Source organism: Chloroflexota bacterium (assembly GCA_013152435.1).
Classification (GTDB): domain Bacteria; phylum Chloroflexota; class Anaerolineae; order DUEN01; family DUEN01; genus DUEN01.
This window is the reverse complement of sequence record JAADGJ010000119.1, coordinates 1-14,677: the sequence shown is the minus strand read 5'-3', so window position 1 is coordinate 14,677 and position 14,677 is coordinate 1. Positions and strand designations below refer to the sequence as shown.

At 65.2% G+C, this 14,677-nt stretch carries 15 protein-coding genes; 9 read left to right on the top strand and 6 right to left on the bottom strand.

Annotated elements, in window-relative coordinates:
• The first annotated feature begins 59 nt into the window (after positions 1 to 59).
• The 9 genes from mazG to GXP39_16885 all read left to right on the top strand — a co-directional run bounded on the left by mazG (position 60) and on the right by GXP39_16885 (position 8,666).
• Positions 60 to 1,427 (top strand): nucleoside triphosphate pyrophosphohydrolase, encoded by a 1,368-nt coding sequence (mazG, locus tag GXP39_16925; GenBank protein ID NOZ29715.1) that lies wholly within the window; start codon positions 60 to 62, stop codon positions 1,425 to 1,427.
• Complete coding sequence (locus tag GXP39_16920; GenBank protein ID NOZ29714.1) at positions 1,424 to 1,735, top strand: DUF2007 domain-containing protein; 312 nt, start codon at positions 1,424 to 1,426, stop codon at positions 1,733 to 1,735. Before mazG ends, GXP39_16920 begins: the two co-directional genes overlap by 4 nt.
• Positions 1,732 to 3,426: a hypothetical protein gene (locus tag GXP39_16915; GenBank protein ID NOZ29713.1), complete on the top strand. Its 1,695-nt coding sequence runs from the start codon at positions 1,732 to 1,734 to the stop codon at positions 3,424 to 3,426. The genes GXP39_16920 and GXP39_16915 overlap by 4 nt, the downstream gene beginning before the upstream one ends.
• Positions 3,427 to 3,701: 275 nt before the next feature.
• Complete coding sequence (locus GXP39_16910) at positions 3,702 to 4,178, top strand: cytochrome c maturation protein CcmE (protein ID NOZ29712.1); 477 nt, start codon at positions 3,702 to 3,704, stop codon at positions 4,176 to 4,178.
• Between the two features lie 101 nt (positions 4,179 to 4,279).
• Positions 4,280 to 6,148 (top strand): c-type cytochrome, encoded by a 1,869-nt coding sequence (locus GXP39_16905; GenBank protein NOZ29711.1) that lies wholly within the window; start codon positions 4,280 to 4,282, stop codon positions 6,146 to 6,148.
• A complete protein-coding gene (gene ccmA / locus GXP39_16900) occupies positions 6,145 to 6,876 on the top strand; it encodes a heme ABC exporter ATP-binding protein CcmA (GenBank protein ID NOZ29710.1) in 732 nt (243 codons plus the stop codon). The genes GXP39_16905 and ccmA overlap by 4 nt, the downstream gene beginning before the upstream one ends.
• A 68-nt stretch (positions 6,877 to 6,944) precedes the next feature.
• Complete coding sequence (locus tag GXP39_16895; GenBank protein NOZ29709.1) at positions 6,945 to 7,628, top strand: ABC transporter permease; 684 nt, start codon at positions 6,945 to 6,947, stop codon at positions 7,626 to 7,628.
• A 44-nt stretch (positions 7,629 to 7,672) separates the two neighbouring features.
• Positions 7,673 to 8,383 carry a cytochrome c biogenesis protein CcsA gene (ccsA, locus tag GXP39_16890; GenBank protein NOZ29708.1) on the top strand — a complete coding sequence of 237 codons (711 nt, stop codon included), beginning with the start codon at positions 7,673 to 7,675 and terminating at the stop codon, positions 8,381 to 8,383.
• Positions 8,384 to 8,519: 136 nt separating this feature from the next.
• Positions 8,520 to 8,666 (top strand): CcmD family protein, encoded by a 147-nt coding sequence (locus GXP39_16885; protein NOZ29707.1) that lies wholly within the window; start codon positions 8,520 to 8,522, stop codon positions 8,664 to 8,666.
• A 259-nt stretch (positions 8,667 to 8,925) separates the two neighbouring features.
• On the opposite strand, the gene GXP39_16880 is transcribed toward GXP39_16885, so the two are convergent.
• The 6 genes from GXP39_16880 to GXP39_16855 form a co-directional block, all read right to left on the bottom strand.
• Positions 8,926 to 9,444 (bottom strand): chromate transporter, encoded by a 519-nt coding sequence (locus GXP39_16880; GenBank protein NOZ29706.1) that lies wholly within the window; start codon positions 9,442 to 9,444, stop codon positions 8,926 to 8,928.
• Positions 9,441 to 10,058: a chromate transporter gene (locus GXP39_16875; protein ID NOZ29705.1), complete on the bottom strand. Its 618-nt coding sequence runs from the start codon at positions 10,056 to 10,058 to the stop codon at positions 9,441 to 9,443. Before GXP39_16875 ends, GXP39_16880 begins: the two co-directional genes overlap by 4 nt.
• Positions 10,055 to 11,710, bottom strand: coding sequence for a DUF87 domain-containing protein (locus GXP39_16870; GenBank protein ID NOZ29704.1), 1,656 nt, complete (start codon positions 11,708 to 11,710; stop codon positions 10,055 to 10,057). The genes GXP39_16875 and GXP39_16870 overlap by 4 nt, the downstream gene beginning before the upstream one ends.
• A gap of 404 nt (positions 11,711 to 12,114) precedes the next feature.
• Positions 12,115 to 13,149: a galactose-1-phosphate uridylyltransferase gene (gene galT / locus GXP39_16865; GenBank protein NOZ29703.1), complete on the bottom strand. Its 1,035-nt coding sequence runs from the start codon at positions 13,147 to 13,149 to the stop codon at positions 12,115 to 12,117.
• Positions 13,150 to 13,574: 425 nt separating this feature from the next.
• Complete coding sequence (locus GXP39_16860) at positions 13,575 to 13,970, bottom strand: YjbQ family protein (GenBank protein NOZ29702.1); 396 nt, start codon at positions 13,968 to 13,970, stop codon at positions 13,575 to 13,577.
• A partial coding sequence (locus tag GXP39_16855) for a 2-dehydropantoate 2-reductase (GenBank protein NOZ29701.1) occupies positions 13,958 to 14,677 on the bottom strand: 720 nt, incomplete at its 5' end. The genes GXP39_16860 and GXP39_16855, both read right to left, overlap by 13 nt.

The window sequence follows — 14,677 nt, the reverse complement described above, 5'->3', positions numbered from 1 at the left end:
GGCCGGGAAAGGCGGGTGCAGGCTGGAAAAGCGGGGATTCTATGGAGAGGGGATGAGGGATGACGATCGTCATTGTGGGGTTGGGGCCGGGGGATCCGGGTCATCTTACCCGGGAGGCCTGGGACGTCCTGGAGCGGGCGCCCGAGATCTACGTGCGCACCCGGGAGCATCCCACCGTGGAGGCGCTGCCGGCCGATCGAGTGCGCTCCTTTGATGCGATATACGCCCGCGAGGAGGAGTTCGCGGCCGTCTACGAGGCGATCGCCCGGCGCGTGGTGGAGCTGGGACAGCGCCCAGAGGGGGTCGTTTACGCCGTGCCCGGCCATCCCCGCGTGGGCGAACGGACGACGCCGCTCGTTGAGAGGATGGCGGGCGAGGCCGGCGTGGAGGTGCGCCTGGTGGCCGGCGTGAGCTTCCTGGAGGTGGTGTTCGATCTCCTGCGTCTGGATCCCCTGGAGGAGTCCGGATTGCAGATCGTGGACGCCATGATCGTCGCCCAGAGGCATTATCCCCCCCTGGACCCCGCCGTGCCCGCGCTGATCGCCCAGTGCTATAATCGCTTTGTGGCCAGTGATGTGAAGCTGACGCTGCTGAGTGCCTATCCCGACGATCACCCCGTGGTCGTGCTCTCCGGCGCGGGGACCGAGGCGGCCTTCGTTCGGGAGGTCCCGCTGATGGAGCTTGATCGGGATTCGCGCTTCGATTACCTGACGACGTTGTATGTGCCGCCCGTCGCCCCGGGCGGGTCTGTGACCGAGCTGTTGGAGGTGATCGCCCGCCTGCGGGCCCCTGATGGCTGCCCCTGGGACCGCCAGCAGACGCACGCGAGTTTGCGCACCAACTTGCTGGAGGAGACCTACGAGGTCCTGGACGCGTTGGATCGCGAGGACATCGAGGAGCTGCGGGAGGAGCTGGGGGATCTGTTGATGCAGATCGTCTTCCACACCCAGATCGCGACGGAGGAAGGCGAGTTTCGCATGACCGATGTGGCCCGGGGGATCGTGACGAAGCTGTGGCGACGCCATCCGCACGTCTTCGGCGATGTGGCCATCAGCGGGGTGGGAGATGTGATCCGTAACTGGGAGGCCATCAAGGAGGCGGAGCGTCGGGGGAAGCCGGGCGACAACGGCCCGCTGGCCGGCCTGCCTCGGGGCCTGCCCGCCCTGACCCAGGCCCGGGCTTACCTGGATCGCTCAGAGCGGGTGGGGATCGAGCAGCCGGCCGATCTGCCCGCTATCCGGGAGGCGCTTATGGAATTGGAGGAGTCGTCTGACCCGGAGGAGCAGCTGGGGAAAGTCCTGATGATGTTGGTGGATTGGGCGCGGCGGCATGGCCTGGACGCGGAGAGCGCTTTGCGGTCTGCCAACGCCCGGCTGGCGGCGGCCGTTGAGAGGGCTTACGCCTCGTCGCGAAGTGAGGGATCATGAGCGCATTGGTATTGGGTCTGCTAGGGACGCTGCGTCGGGGGATCGCCCATGTCGCCACGCGCACTGGAGGGCGGCGGGTCCCCATGCCTCCGGTTGAGGTGTATCGCGCCGCGAACGAGATGGAGGCACAGGTGGTCAAGGGACGCCTGGAGAGCGAGGGCATCCCGGTGATGCTGCGCTACGAGGCGGCCGGCCCCGTGTTCGGCCTGGCCGTGGGCGCCCTGGCCGAGGTGCGCGTGCTGGTGCCGGCCCTGCTGGCCGAGCAGGCGCGTCGCATCCTGGACGAGGCGGAGGATGAGCAGCCGTGAGGCTTGGCTCCTGGCTCCTCGCCTGCGTCCTGTTGCTCGCCGGCCTGTGGCCCGCGCGCCCGGCGCTCGCTCAGGATGAGGCGTCCGGGACCTTGGCGTTTTCCGCTCGACAGGGCAGAAACTGGGATATCTACATCGTTGACCTGAGCAGCGGGGAGCTTCGTCGCGTCACCTCGGATCCAGGCCGGGAGCAGGACCCCGCGTGGTCGCCGGACGGCCGATCGCTGGCCTACAGCGCCCGGCGCGATCGGCAGTGGGACATCTATGTGCTGGATCTGGCTACGGGCCGGGAGCGGCAGGTCACGGCGGACCCGGCCTACGATGGCGCGCCCGCGTGGTCGCCGGACGGCCGGTGGATCGCCTATGAGTCCATGGCGGCGGGCGACCTGGACGTGTGGCTGATTTCCTCCACGGATGGGGAGAGGATCAATCTGACGGAGGACAGCCCCGCGGGCGACTTCGGCCCCGCTTGGGCGCCGGACGGGCCTTATCGCGGCTGGCTGGCCTTTACATCCTGGCGCTTCGCCGACAAGGACGTGTTCCTCCTCCATCCAGAGACCGGGGAGATCCGGCAGATCACCCACGACGAGGCGGATGAGGAGCTGGCGGGCTGGTCGGCCGACGGTCGCACCATCTACTTCTTCCGAGATGAGGACGATCGCCGGGAGGTCTGGTCGCTGGATCTCGGAGACCCTGGGGCGAGGCCCCGCCGACGCACCTGGCTCACGCGGGTGCAGGCGGCGGTTGAGGCGGGGGATGGTCTGGCCGTCATCTACCGCAGGGCGGACGGCGAGGGGCTCTTGTGGCTACCCGACGATGATGGACTGCCCTTGTATCCGGTGTGGAGGGCGCCGCTGACGGGGCGATTGGCCTTTCATCCTGCGCCGCTGACGGTAGGCGAGGCGGTGGCCGCTGCCGCGCTGGATGACGCCCCCATACCCGATGGGGCGGAGGGGGCGGCACGATTCGTCCAGCTGCCGGGGGTGGAGGTCCAGGGAGGGCCCGCCTCCCTCTCCAGCCGCGTGGCGGATAGCTTTTTGCGCCTGCGGGAGCGCGTCCGGGAGGAGGTGGGGTATGATTTCCTGGGCGAGCTCAGCGAGGCCTGGCGGTCCCCATCGTTCTATAGCGAGGCCTCGGATTATCTGAGCTGGCACAAGACGGGGCGGGCGGTCGATCTGCTCCTCGATTTCTACGATGAGGACGGCCGGCGGGTATTGGAGCGGGTGCGGGAGAGCATGGGGGGCGAGACGTTTTGGCGGTTGTATCTTCGTTGCAGGGAGCAGGATGGCTCATGTGGGCGCCCCCTGACGGATCGGACCTGGGACTTGAGTTATGAGGCGAGGGCCAACGAGGGTTGGGGGCGAGGGGGGCTCCCGGGAAGGCTGTACGGCGAGTATTTCGTGGACTTCACCGCGTTGGCGCGGGAATACGGCTGGCGACGCATCGGGAGCTATGAGGAGGACGGGTTCAACTGGCGTACGAATTTCAAGGCGGTCGAGTACTGGCACTACGAGCGCCGTGATGGGCAGCAGTGGTACCCGTTGATGCGTCAGGTCCTGGACCCCAGCCAGACGGAGAATCGCTTCACGTGGGAGGATGCAATCGCTCACGGGGTGGACCCGTTCTATGCAGTGATGAAGGGGTTGCCCCTGCCACCCTCGGAGGGGTATTGGCGGCTGTTGCGGCCCTAGCGCGTTTCCAACCGTACGGTCCCTGAGGGCTTGCGCTGGGCGTCGTGGGTCGTCTCGCTGGATTCCCGCCATTTTGGATCGCTACCAGGTACTACTTGTGGATAGAGGGAAATGTGATAAAATGCTCACGAAAGCAAAGTGTAAGTCGATTCCGTTGACAGCCTTTCTGAGAAATGTTATACTCTCATCGCTTTCATAAGTAATGAATCGGCGGAGGAGCGACCCCTCCTTACTGGAGTAAACAGAGTGGTGTAGCATCCGTAGGAGATTGACGCATGGATTCATCAACGGCGATTCCCCGAACCGTGGGTCGGTCGGCGACGGCTAACAAGCGACTGAAGTTCATCATCGGCGGAGTGGTGATCTTCGCCGTCATCGTTTACCTGATCGTGAATGCGGTGCAGACCACGGGCGCGTACTATATGGAAGTGCACGAGGTCCGCGGCCGCGAGGCGGAGCTGGTAGGCAAACAGCTCCGGATCAGCGGAGAAATCGTTCAGGAGTCGGTGGATTGGGATGCCCCAAACCTCTCCCTGTCCTTCTCGATTTTGGATCAGACGGGCACGGGCGACACACTGCCCGTTCACTTCCACGGCGTGATGCCCGACAACTTCACCCGTCCGGGCTCCACGGCGATTCTGGAGGGCAAGCTGCGAGAGGATGGCGTGTTTGAGGCCAAAACGCTTCTGCTGAAGTGCCCTTCACGATATGAGGAGGCGCCCGAGGAGACCAAGGTTCAGGCGGTGGAATGATCCGCTTGACCCTTGGCCCGTCTGCGATTGCGTGACGGTCGCCCGCGGCGACGGGCGGCCGTTTTCATGTCCCACAGGTCGAATCTGGAGAGCGGTCGCGCATGAACCTGAATCTATTCGTCCGGATGCGATACCGTCGGGCCCTGTTGGCTTTGGCGGTGCTGGTCATCTTCCTGTTGGGCCTGGCCGTTGTGGCGCAGGTCGACGTCGTGGCTCAAGGCTCGTCGCCTTCCACCCTCCCCCCGGAGCCGCCCTCCGCTCGACGGGGGCGGATCATCTACCAGGCGAATTGCGCCACCTGTCATGGGGATCAGGGTTTGGGGGAGGGCCCGTCCGCGGCGGGGCTGGAGGTCCCACCGGTCCAGTTCGCAGATGCGGCCGTTGCCCGGCAGGCGTCCCTGGTCCAATGGTTCCAGGTGGCCAAAGATGGGCGCATGGAGCATATGATGCCGCCCTGGGGTTCCCGGCTGAGCGAGCAGGAGATCTGGGATGTGGTGACCTACGCCTGGACATTGCACCTAGAGGAAGGGGAGCTGGAGCGGGGAGCGGAGATCTACCAGAGCTCGTGTGCGGAGTGCCACGGCGATGCGGGCAAGGGAGACGGCCCGGAGGCCCCGCCCGATACGCCTGACTTGACCATCCCGGAGATGTTGAACCATAGCCTGGCCGAGTGGTTCGATCTGGTGACGGCCGGGCAGGATGCGATGCCGGGATTTGCGGACACGCTGAGTGAGGAGCAGCGCTGGGCGGTGCTGGAGTATGTGCGCTCCTTTTCCTTTGCCCCGATGCAACCCCCCACGTTCGAGCCCGGTGATGGTGTTATCACGGGCACGGTGTCCAACAATACCCCCTCCGGTGAGATCCCCGCGGGCATCACGGTGACGCTCCACGTGTTTGACGCTGAGACGTTCGATGATGTACGGGACTTCGAGTCCGTCACGGACGAGCAGGGGGTCTTCCGCTTCGAGGAGCTTTCCACCTCCAGCGATTGGGTATATCGGGTCACCCTGGATTACAAGGGGGTGCCCTACGCCTCGGAGATCAAGGGATTCCCCGAGGGCGAGACGGAGCTGGATCTCCCTGTCCCGGTTTACGAGCCCACGGAGGACGGCAGCGGCATCCGCATCGAGCGGGCCCACTGGTTCATCGACTTCGAGGGCCAGAACCTGATCGTGGGGGAAATGTACATCATCAGCATGGACGGCGATCGGGTCTACGTGGGCGGGGAGGAGGTCGCGCCCGGCCGCCGGGTGACGTTGCGTTTCCCATTGCCCTCGGGCTATCATGGGCTGATCGTCGAGCCCGGGCCGTTGGGGCAGCGGTTCTTCGAGGTGGAGGGCAGCGTGGTGGACACGCTGCCGGTCCCGCCCGGAGAGGCCATTCGCCAGGTGCTGATCCGCTATGTTTACCCCTATCAGGAGAAGAGCCTGGATCTGCAGCACACCCTGGCCTACCCGACGGTGTTTCTCAACGTGTTGATCAGCGATATCGGCGTTGAGGTGTCCAGCCCGCAGGTCGTCTTTCAGGATCGACAGGGCATGTCCGGGCAGCAGTACCTCAACTTCGTCGGCAGCAACCTGGCCGCCGGGGAGATGATCACGCTCTCCTTCAAGAAATTGCCTCTCGGCGGGGAGGGGGCGGGCGCTTCCTCTTCCGCTCTGACCGTGCCGGTGGTGGTGAGCGTGGTGGTGGTGATCCTGGCCGGCGTGTTCCTCCTCTTCTTCTACCCGGGCCGGCAGCGTGAGCAGCCCGCCGCGCCGCGGCCGCCCAGGCCACGACGCAAGCGCCGCCGCAAGGATGTCTCGGATCTGGAGACGGAGCGGGAGCGTCTGATCATGCTCATCGCTCGCCTGGACGATGAGTACGAAGCCGGCAATATCGCCGAGGACGTATATCAGCAGGAGCGCGCCCGGCGGAAGGCTCAGCTGTTGCAGGTGATCCAGGAGATCGAGGAGTTGGGCGGGGCATGAACGGTACAGGGGACCGGCCGATGATCCAGGTGCGGGGGCTGGTCAAATCCTTCGGACGCAAGGTGGTCCTGCGCGGCATCGATCTGGATATGCCAGCCGGGCAGACGCTGGCGCTGTTCGGGCCCAACGGTGCGGGCAAGACCACGTTCATTCGCATCCTGGCGACGTTGAGCAAGGCCACCGCCGGCGAGGTATGCATTGGCGGGGTCGAGCTCAGCCGCGCTGGCTCCGAGCTGCGTCGGTACATCGGGCTGGTTTCCCACGCCCCATTGGTGTATGACAGCCTGACGGGGGAGGAGAATCTGCGCTTCTTCGCCCGGATGTATGATTTGGGCGACGCCGATCGGCGCATCAGGCACGTCCTGGAGCGGGTTGGGCTGGTGCATCGGCGGCACGATCCGGTGCGCACGTACTCCCGTGGGATGGTGCAGCGCCTGGCGATCGCCCGGGCGATCTTGCATGACCCCCCGGTCTTGCTGTTGGACGAGCCGGATACGGGCCTGGACCAGCAGGCCGCGGAGATGTTACATCGCCTGATCCGTCAGCTGGGCGGGGAGCAGCGCACGGTGATCTTCACCACGCACAACCTGGAGCGGGGAGTGGAGTGGGCGGATCGGGTGGCGCTGCTCATCGGTGGGCGTATCACGTTGGATATGCCTCGCGCCGCCATCACGGCGGACGAGCTTCGGGATGTCTATCATGAGCAGGTGGAGGGGGTTGCGCTGTGACCACGCCACTGGAAGGCAAGACGGATGTGGCGGTGCCCTCTCGGCCAGCGAGCGCTGAGGTCGGCTGGATGGCCGCGGCAGGTGGTTACCTGGGCAAGGTGTGGGCCATCGTCTGGAAGGACATCGTCGGTGAGCTTCGGACCCGGGACATCTTCAGCTCCATGTTCGTGTTCGCCCTGCTGGCGATCCTGATCTTCCAGTTCGCGTTCGACCTGCGGGTGGACAATGTGCGGGTGGTCGCCCCCGGTGTGCTGTGGGTCACCATCGCCTTCTCGGGCGTTCTCGGCCTGAATCGCTCCTTTGTGCTGGAAAGCGACAAGGGGTGTCTGGAGGGGCTTCTCCTGACCCCCGTGGATCGCAGCGCGATCTACTTCGGGAAGATGCTGGGCAACGTCATCTTCATGGTGGTCATGGAGGCGGCGGTGCTGCCCGTCTTCATGATCCTGTTCAACCTGCCTTTGTGGCATCCCGGGATCCTGGCGGTGATCGTCCTGGGCACGCTGGGGTTCTCAGCGGTGGGCACGCTCCTCTCCGCGATGGCGGTGAACACCCGGGCCCGGGAGGTCATGTTGCCCATTTTGCTGTTCCCCATCGTCGTCCCCGTGCTCATCGCTGGCGTGCGCATGACTGCTGGCTTCCTGGACGGCACGCCGTTGAGTGAGATGCGCAACTGGGCTCAGTTGCTCGTCGGGTTCGACGTCATCTTTCTAGCTGTGGCTTTGATGACCTTCGACTACGTCGTGGAGGAGTGAGGACCCTCGGTTCTTGCTCGCAGCTACCTGGGGAGGATGAGAGAGTGAAAGCGCGTGATATCGGGATCATGGTGCTGGATGTGGTCGCCCTTCTGGCCGTGCTCGTGATGATCTATGTCTCCTTGATCTGGGCTCCAGAGGCGGCGAATCTGGTCACGCCGGTTGAGCGGACGGCGCAGCGCATCTTCTATCTCCATATGGGGATGAACATCGGCTCCGGCCTGGGCTTCCTGGTGACCTTTCTGGCCAGCATCCTCTACCTTCTCACCCGACGGCGTTTCTGGGATATGGTGGCCGTTTCCTCGGTGGAGCTGGGTGTGGTCTTCGGGACGGCGGTTCTGATGACGGGATCGCTTTGGGCGAGGCCGACGTGGAACACGTGGTGGACCTGGGATCCCCGCCTGACGACGGCGGCCCTCGTCTGGCTGATCTATATCGCTTACCTGATGCTCCGTGGGGCGCTGGAGGATCCCGCCCGGCGGGCTCGCTTCTCGGCCGTGTATGGGATCTTCGCCTTCCTCAGCGTCCCGCTCACCTTCATGTCCATTCGCTGGTGGCGCACCATCCACCCGACGGTCATCGGCGGGGGGGAGACGGGAGGGCAGGGCGCCTTCGCTTTGAGCCCGCGTATCCGCCTGGCCATGTTCATCTCCATGATCGCCTTCGCCATCGTCTACACGGCCTTCCTGGCGCACCGGGTGCGGCTGGAGCAGGATGCGGAAGAGGTGGAGCAGTTGAAGGAGCAGCTGGTTTAGGCGCTATCGGCCCTACGCTCACCGGTTGCCCGGATCTCCTGGGGCGACGCCCGGTGAGCCTGGCCTGTGAAGCGATGCATCGCCCGCTGCCTGGCAGGGGCATACACGAGAGCGTACCTCAGGGGAGGAATCATCCATGGCATATCTGGCTGGCGCATTCGCTGTCGCCTGGCTGTTGACGTTTGCATATCTCCTCTCGCTGGTGCAGCGCCAGCGTCGTTTGGAGCAGGACATCGCCATGCTGCGCGAGATGCTGGAGTCTCGGCAGCGGGGACAGGGATAACTTAGAGCGTGTTTGGGAATTTGCCGGTAAGGTGTCTGGGGATCTCCCTCAGCTACCGGCTCCACAGGGGGAGGTGTGGAGGGGGTCTCCCCTCCACGGAGATCCCACTTTTCCGGCCTGTACCTGCCTTTCTCGGCCCCTCCCGAAGGATCCGGGCCGAGGCCGCGCAGGTCGAAGGCGGGAGAAGGGCTTTTGCTGGGGAGCGGAACCCCTCCGGGCCTCCCCATAGCGAATGCCGTGGCATTTCTCAGACGCGCTCTTAGCCGGGCAGGCCGTACAGGAGCCAACCGGCCAGGGCGGCTATGCCCAATAGCACGATCACCGGGACGCGCCGACTGAGCGTCAGCCCAAAGGCCCCTGCGACGATGGCCAGGCCGCGCCAGTCGGATACGGTGGTGTTGAGGAGCGTCCAGGTGACGGCCAGGATCAGGCCCACCACGCCCATCCCCAGCCCCTGGGTGAAGTGTTGCACGACCGGCTTCTCTTCGAATCGGCGATGTAGCGCGGCCACGCCCAGGATCAGCAGAGGGGGCAACGTGATGGCCATCAGCGCGAGGAGGGCTCCCGGCCACCCGTAGGTCAGATAACCCAGGCTGATCGCCCACAACCCGGACGGGCCCGGGCTGAGCCGTCCCACCGCGATGGCCTGAACGAAATCGGCCTCCGTGGCCCACCCGCGGGCCAGCAGGTCCTGGTGCAAGATGGGCAGGTTTCCCAGCCCACTGGTTGAGAACAGGGACGCCTTGAGGAACAGCCAGAAGTAGACGGCCGGGTTCATCGTTGTGTGCGGTCCGATGCGGGGGGGACGTGGGCGGATGGGCTTCTGAGCAGCCATGCGCCCAGCGCCCCGGAGAGCACGAGAACCACGATCGGGGATAGCTGCCCCACGGCCAGCGCCAGAGTTGCCCCGATCAAAATCCCCATATGGATCAGGAGGCTGGTCCGTCCCTCTCGATGGGCGTGCCCCAGAAGCGGGCGCGCCATCTCCACGCCTAGCGCCAGGCTCAACCCCACGGTCGCGGGCATCACGCCGCGTAATGCCGTCCGCACAAGCGGCCATTCGCGCACGACGGCGAACCCCGCCGTCATGAGCACGGTGATGGAGGCGCTGGGAAGCAGCAACCCTGCCACCGCCGCCAGGATGCCGGCCGCCCCGCGGAGTTGATGGCCGATCAGGATCGTCAGTTTGATCAGGTTGATCCCCGGGGCCACCCGCACGAGCGCCCATGCCCGGGCGAACTCGGCCTCGCTCAACCAGCCGCGGGCGATGCACATCCGGTGGATCAGGTAGAGCGTGGACGCCCCGCCTCCGAAGGATTGGACTCCCACGCTGGCCCAAGAGAAGAAGATATCCCACAGCCGTGGTGGGGAGACGTGCGTCGTAGCGATCATTGCTCCTCGCCGAAGAGATCCGCGATGTCCTGCTCCACCCGGGACCGGGCGGCGGCCGCCCGTGCGACCGGGTCTTCCGGCTCCGCCTCCACCCCCAGCGACCGATAGAACTCCTCGTCGTACCGCCGGGTGCGCAGGACGATGGGCATGGGGACCGCGTGCCCCATCATCAGGATCTGCTGCCGGGTGTCCAGGCTCTCCAGCGCGCCGCGCAGGACGGACCGGTTGCCGACGCCGGTGAGCACGGCGTCGATGTCGCGTTCCTCGGTCAGCTTGCCCGTGATCCGGGTCCCCAGCTGGGAGAGCACCTCGGCGTCGATGCCCGACGGCCGCTGATCCACCACCATCAACGTGACATAATACTTGCGCAGTTCCCGGGCGATGGTGCCGAAGATCGTCTGGCGGGCGATGGCCGGGTTGAGGAACTTGTGCGCCTCCTCGATGGTGATCATGAGGGGATGGGGGCGATCGGCCTCGTTGCGGGATTCCTCGTAGCGCTCCACCTTCTGCTGGTAGAGGTGGCGGACCCGGCGCGTGACGATGTTGGCCACCAGCATGTGGTCGAGCACGGTGCTGTTGGGGCCGAAGTGCAGGATCACGTGTCGCTGGCGATCCAGCGCGTTCACCATATCGTCGATGGCCGCGTACTGCGCCTCGGGCACGATGTAGGGGCGGCGCCCGATCAGCCGGAGCTGGCGTTGCAGCGCGGCCAGCGAGGCCGGGTGCGCGCCGCTCTCCTCGCAGAAGCCGTTCAGATCCTCCGGCGACATCTCCAGCAGCCTGGGGAACCACTCGCTTCCGTAGCGATCCTCCAGCAGGCCGATGGTGGCCTCCGCCGTGCCGCGGAGGTTCAGCTCCTCCGCCAGGAGCAGCACATCCTCGGGCTCGATCTGGTTCAGCCCGATCCGGAGGACGACGTCCACCTGACGGCCCTGGCGGCGGGCGGCCCGGTCGTCCAGCGAGTAGACGAGCACGCGGCTCCCGAACAGGTCCTTGAGGCCGCGCACCCACTGGCCATCCTCCGATTGCTTGCCGAACGCGTACTCATCGTGCATGTCGAAGATCAGGTTGACGCCCACCCTGCGGTCGATGATGCCGCACAGGAGCAATCGCACCAGGAAGGACTTCCCCGTGCCGGACTGGCCGAACACGCCGTTGGAGCGCTCCATCAATCGGCGTAGATCCAGGCAGACGGGGATGTCCATGGTGAGCGGGTAGCCCATGGCGAAGAAGCGGCCGTGGTCCTCGCCGAACACGTCGCGGAAGTCTGACTCCCCGGCCTCACGCAAGATGGCGAAGTGCATGGGGATGGTGCGGACCGGCTGCGGACGGACCGTGGTGTCGACGAACTCGCCCTCTTTGGGCTTGTCGATCATGAGCATGGGTTTGACCTGGACGGCCGCGTAGGTCGTCGTGCCGGTCAGCGCCCGGGCGATGAAGGAGGAGGTGCCCCCGGGAGGCTGGCTGAGGACGCCATTGTTCGTGGCGCGCAGCTGGATATCGGCGATGGTGCTGAAGAAGAGATGATCCCTCCCCTCGATGATGACGAAATCGCCGATGCGCAACCCCTCTGTGGACACCCCTGGGTTCAATCGCACCGTGAGCGTTGCGTTGAACGCGCCATCCGTGACGACGCCTAGGGTTTTTTGCATGGTCCTGCGCCTCCCTGTGATGATCGGGGATAGAGGATCGGATGATGTCCCGCTTTCTTTCCCATATTGTACATTTGTTCGATCAACAGGCAAATGATGCATTCCTCCGATCGGGTGGAGCCCCCATGCTCTACCCGCGACGGTTTCCACATCGCCGCTGGAGGGGGATCCCCTCCACGCCTCCCCTGCGGGACATGTAGCTGAGGGAGGCCCTCGGACGCCTGTTCAGATGCGCCTTCAGAGTGTGCCTGAAAAGTACGATGGGAACCACTAAGGCACTAAGATAGAGAAGGCGGAAGTGCACTATGGAGAGCCCACGAGTGTAAAAAGCAGCCTCGATATATTCCTTTTTATGCTCTTCTTGGTGTCTTTATGGCTTCGTGGTGTGTTTTGCAGACACATTCTCAGGATCTCTGGCGGTCCTGCACAGCGGTGGCGCCCTCGGGATCCACCTCGCGCAGGAAGGCAGCGCTCTCCTCGGGCAGGGCGGTGTTGATGAACATGCCGCTCCCCATCTCAAAGCCGGCCGTCTGGGTTACCCGGGGGATGATCGTGACGTACCAGTGCAGGTACTCCCGGCCGATGTCGTACAACGGAGCCGATCGGATCACGTAGTTGTAGTCGGGATCGTGCAGCCCGATGTAGAGCCGTCGCAACACATCGCGCAGGATATGCCCCAGCGCCTCGACCTCCTCCCCGGTGGCGTCGAGGAAATTGGGATTATGGCGTCGGGGGAAGATCCAGGTGTGGAATGGCGAGAAGGCCGCATACGGGATGAAGGCGATGAAGTGCTCGTTCTGGGTGATGATGCGCTCGCCCGCGTCCAGCTCCTCCCGCCAGATCTCGCAGAAGACGCAGTTGCCGGTGTCGTCGAAGTAGCGGCGGGCCTCCTCGGCGCGGCAACGGATGTAGTAGGGCACCATGGGCAGGCCGACGATCTGCGTGTGCGGGTGGGCCAGTGAGGTGCCTGCCCGGGGGCCATGATTCTTGAAATAGACGATGTGCTCGATGCGAGGGTCCTGGGCGAAGTCCAGGCCGCGCGCCTGAAACGCCCAGATGGTGCGGGCGACCTCCTCGGGGCTTTCCAGCGCGGGGCAGGTGTTGTGTCGGGGAGTTTCGATGAGCACCTCATGGCGGCCCACGCCCGTCAGCCTGCGATAGATCCCGTCGAAGCTTCGCACGCGCTCGCCTTCCAGGCTGAGCGCGGGGTACTTGTTCAGCACGACGCGCAGCTGCCAGGGGCCCTCTGCCGGGATGCGCATCTGTTCCATAGGTTCGGGTTCTTCGTTCCCCGGACAGAACGGGCAGTTGGGATCCCATTCGGGGCGGGATTCCGTCAGCTCCCGCTCCTGCTGGGTGAACTCGTGAGGTCGGTGCGCTCGCTCCGTCGCGATGATGACCCATTCCTTTGTGGCCATGTTCTGGCGGATCTCGGGCATCGTCTCATCTCCCTGGCGGTGGCCGGAGGATGGCTCCTGGCGGGGGGACCGCCTTCGTGCGCTCCTGAGAGCGTATCTGAAAATTTACCGGTAAGGTGTCTGAGGGTCTCCCTCAGCTACCAGCTCCACAGGAGGAGGTGTGGAGGGGAGATCCCCTCCACGGAAATCCCACTTTTCCGGCCTGCACCTGCCTTTCTCGGCCCTTTCCGTAGGGGTTTGGGCCGAGGCCGGGCAGGTCGAAGGTGGGAGAAAGGCTTTTTCCGGTGGGGCGGAGCCCCTCCGGGCCTCCCCATAGCAGAGGCAACGGCATTTCTCAGACGCGCTCTGTGGGGCCTCTTCGGTGCCCCGCCAGGAATCCGGAGCATGCAGATCGTAAAGGACCAGCAACAGGTGCCGGGATCGGCCGCGGGTTGTGTGACGGTGGGCTACGCCGGGATGATCTGTATCCACACCTGACGGCGGCGAGGACCATCGAACTCGGCCAGATAGATGCCCTGCCAGGAGCCCAGCTGGAGGCGGCCATCGCGGATGAAGACGACGGCGCTGGACCCGCATAGGCTGGCTTTCACGTGGGCGGGCGAGTTCCCCTCCGCGTGGCGATGTCGGGGATTGGGCGGCACCATATCGGCCAGCGAGATCAGGATATCGCCCCGTACGTCCGGATCCCAGTTCTCGTTCAACGTGATCCCCGCGGTGGTGTGGGGGATGAAGAGGTAGCAGATCCCCTCGCGAACGTCGCTGCGGCTGAGGACGTCCTGGACATCCTCGGTGATATCCAGAAGCTCCTCTCGGGTGTGAGTGGTGACGGTCAGGCTTTCCACGGTCTTGATCCCTCCGGATCCCCCTCTAGCCCCAGGAGCGAGCGGAGCTCGTCGGGACTGTACTTGCCCGGCGGTTCCTGGTGGGCCGCCATCTCCTGGGTGATGCGTAGAAGCGCCTCGTTGATGGGGGCCTGGCGCCCCAGGCGCTTCGCCAGGCGCACGATCTCGCCGTTCAGAAAGTCGGTCTCGACGGAGCCCTGACGTCGGGCCAGGCTCTGCCAGGTCGAGCTCTGCGCCTCGACGTCCAGCCGATGGCGCGGGGGCAGAGTGATCTCCGGCCACTCTCGCTCCAGCTCCTCATGGGGGATCCAGCGGATGCCCGCCTGGGCCAGGAGCTCTCGGGCCTCCGCTCGCGCCGCCTCGGCGATCTGCTGGTTCGTGGGGCTGTGTGCGTTGGTGATGGCGCCGATCGCGTTGGCCAGGTTGCCCATGAGCTTGCCCCATTTGTAGGGCATGACGTCGGGGGTGAGCATCGTGAAGAACCCGGCCGATCGCAGGCTCAGGGCCACGCGCTCCGCGATCTCATCGATGCCGGAGGGGTATCGTCCGATGATGAGCCACCCCGGCGGGTCGCGGCGGGCGATCACCTCGCCATCGGTCAGGTAGACGCCTCCCACACGGACCATCACCCCGTACACGCGCGGGAAGTGCTCCGCGGCCAGCTCCTCGTTTCGCACCCCGTTTTGGAGGCAGAATACGGGGATGTC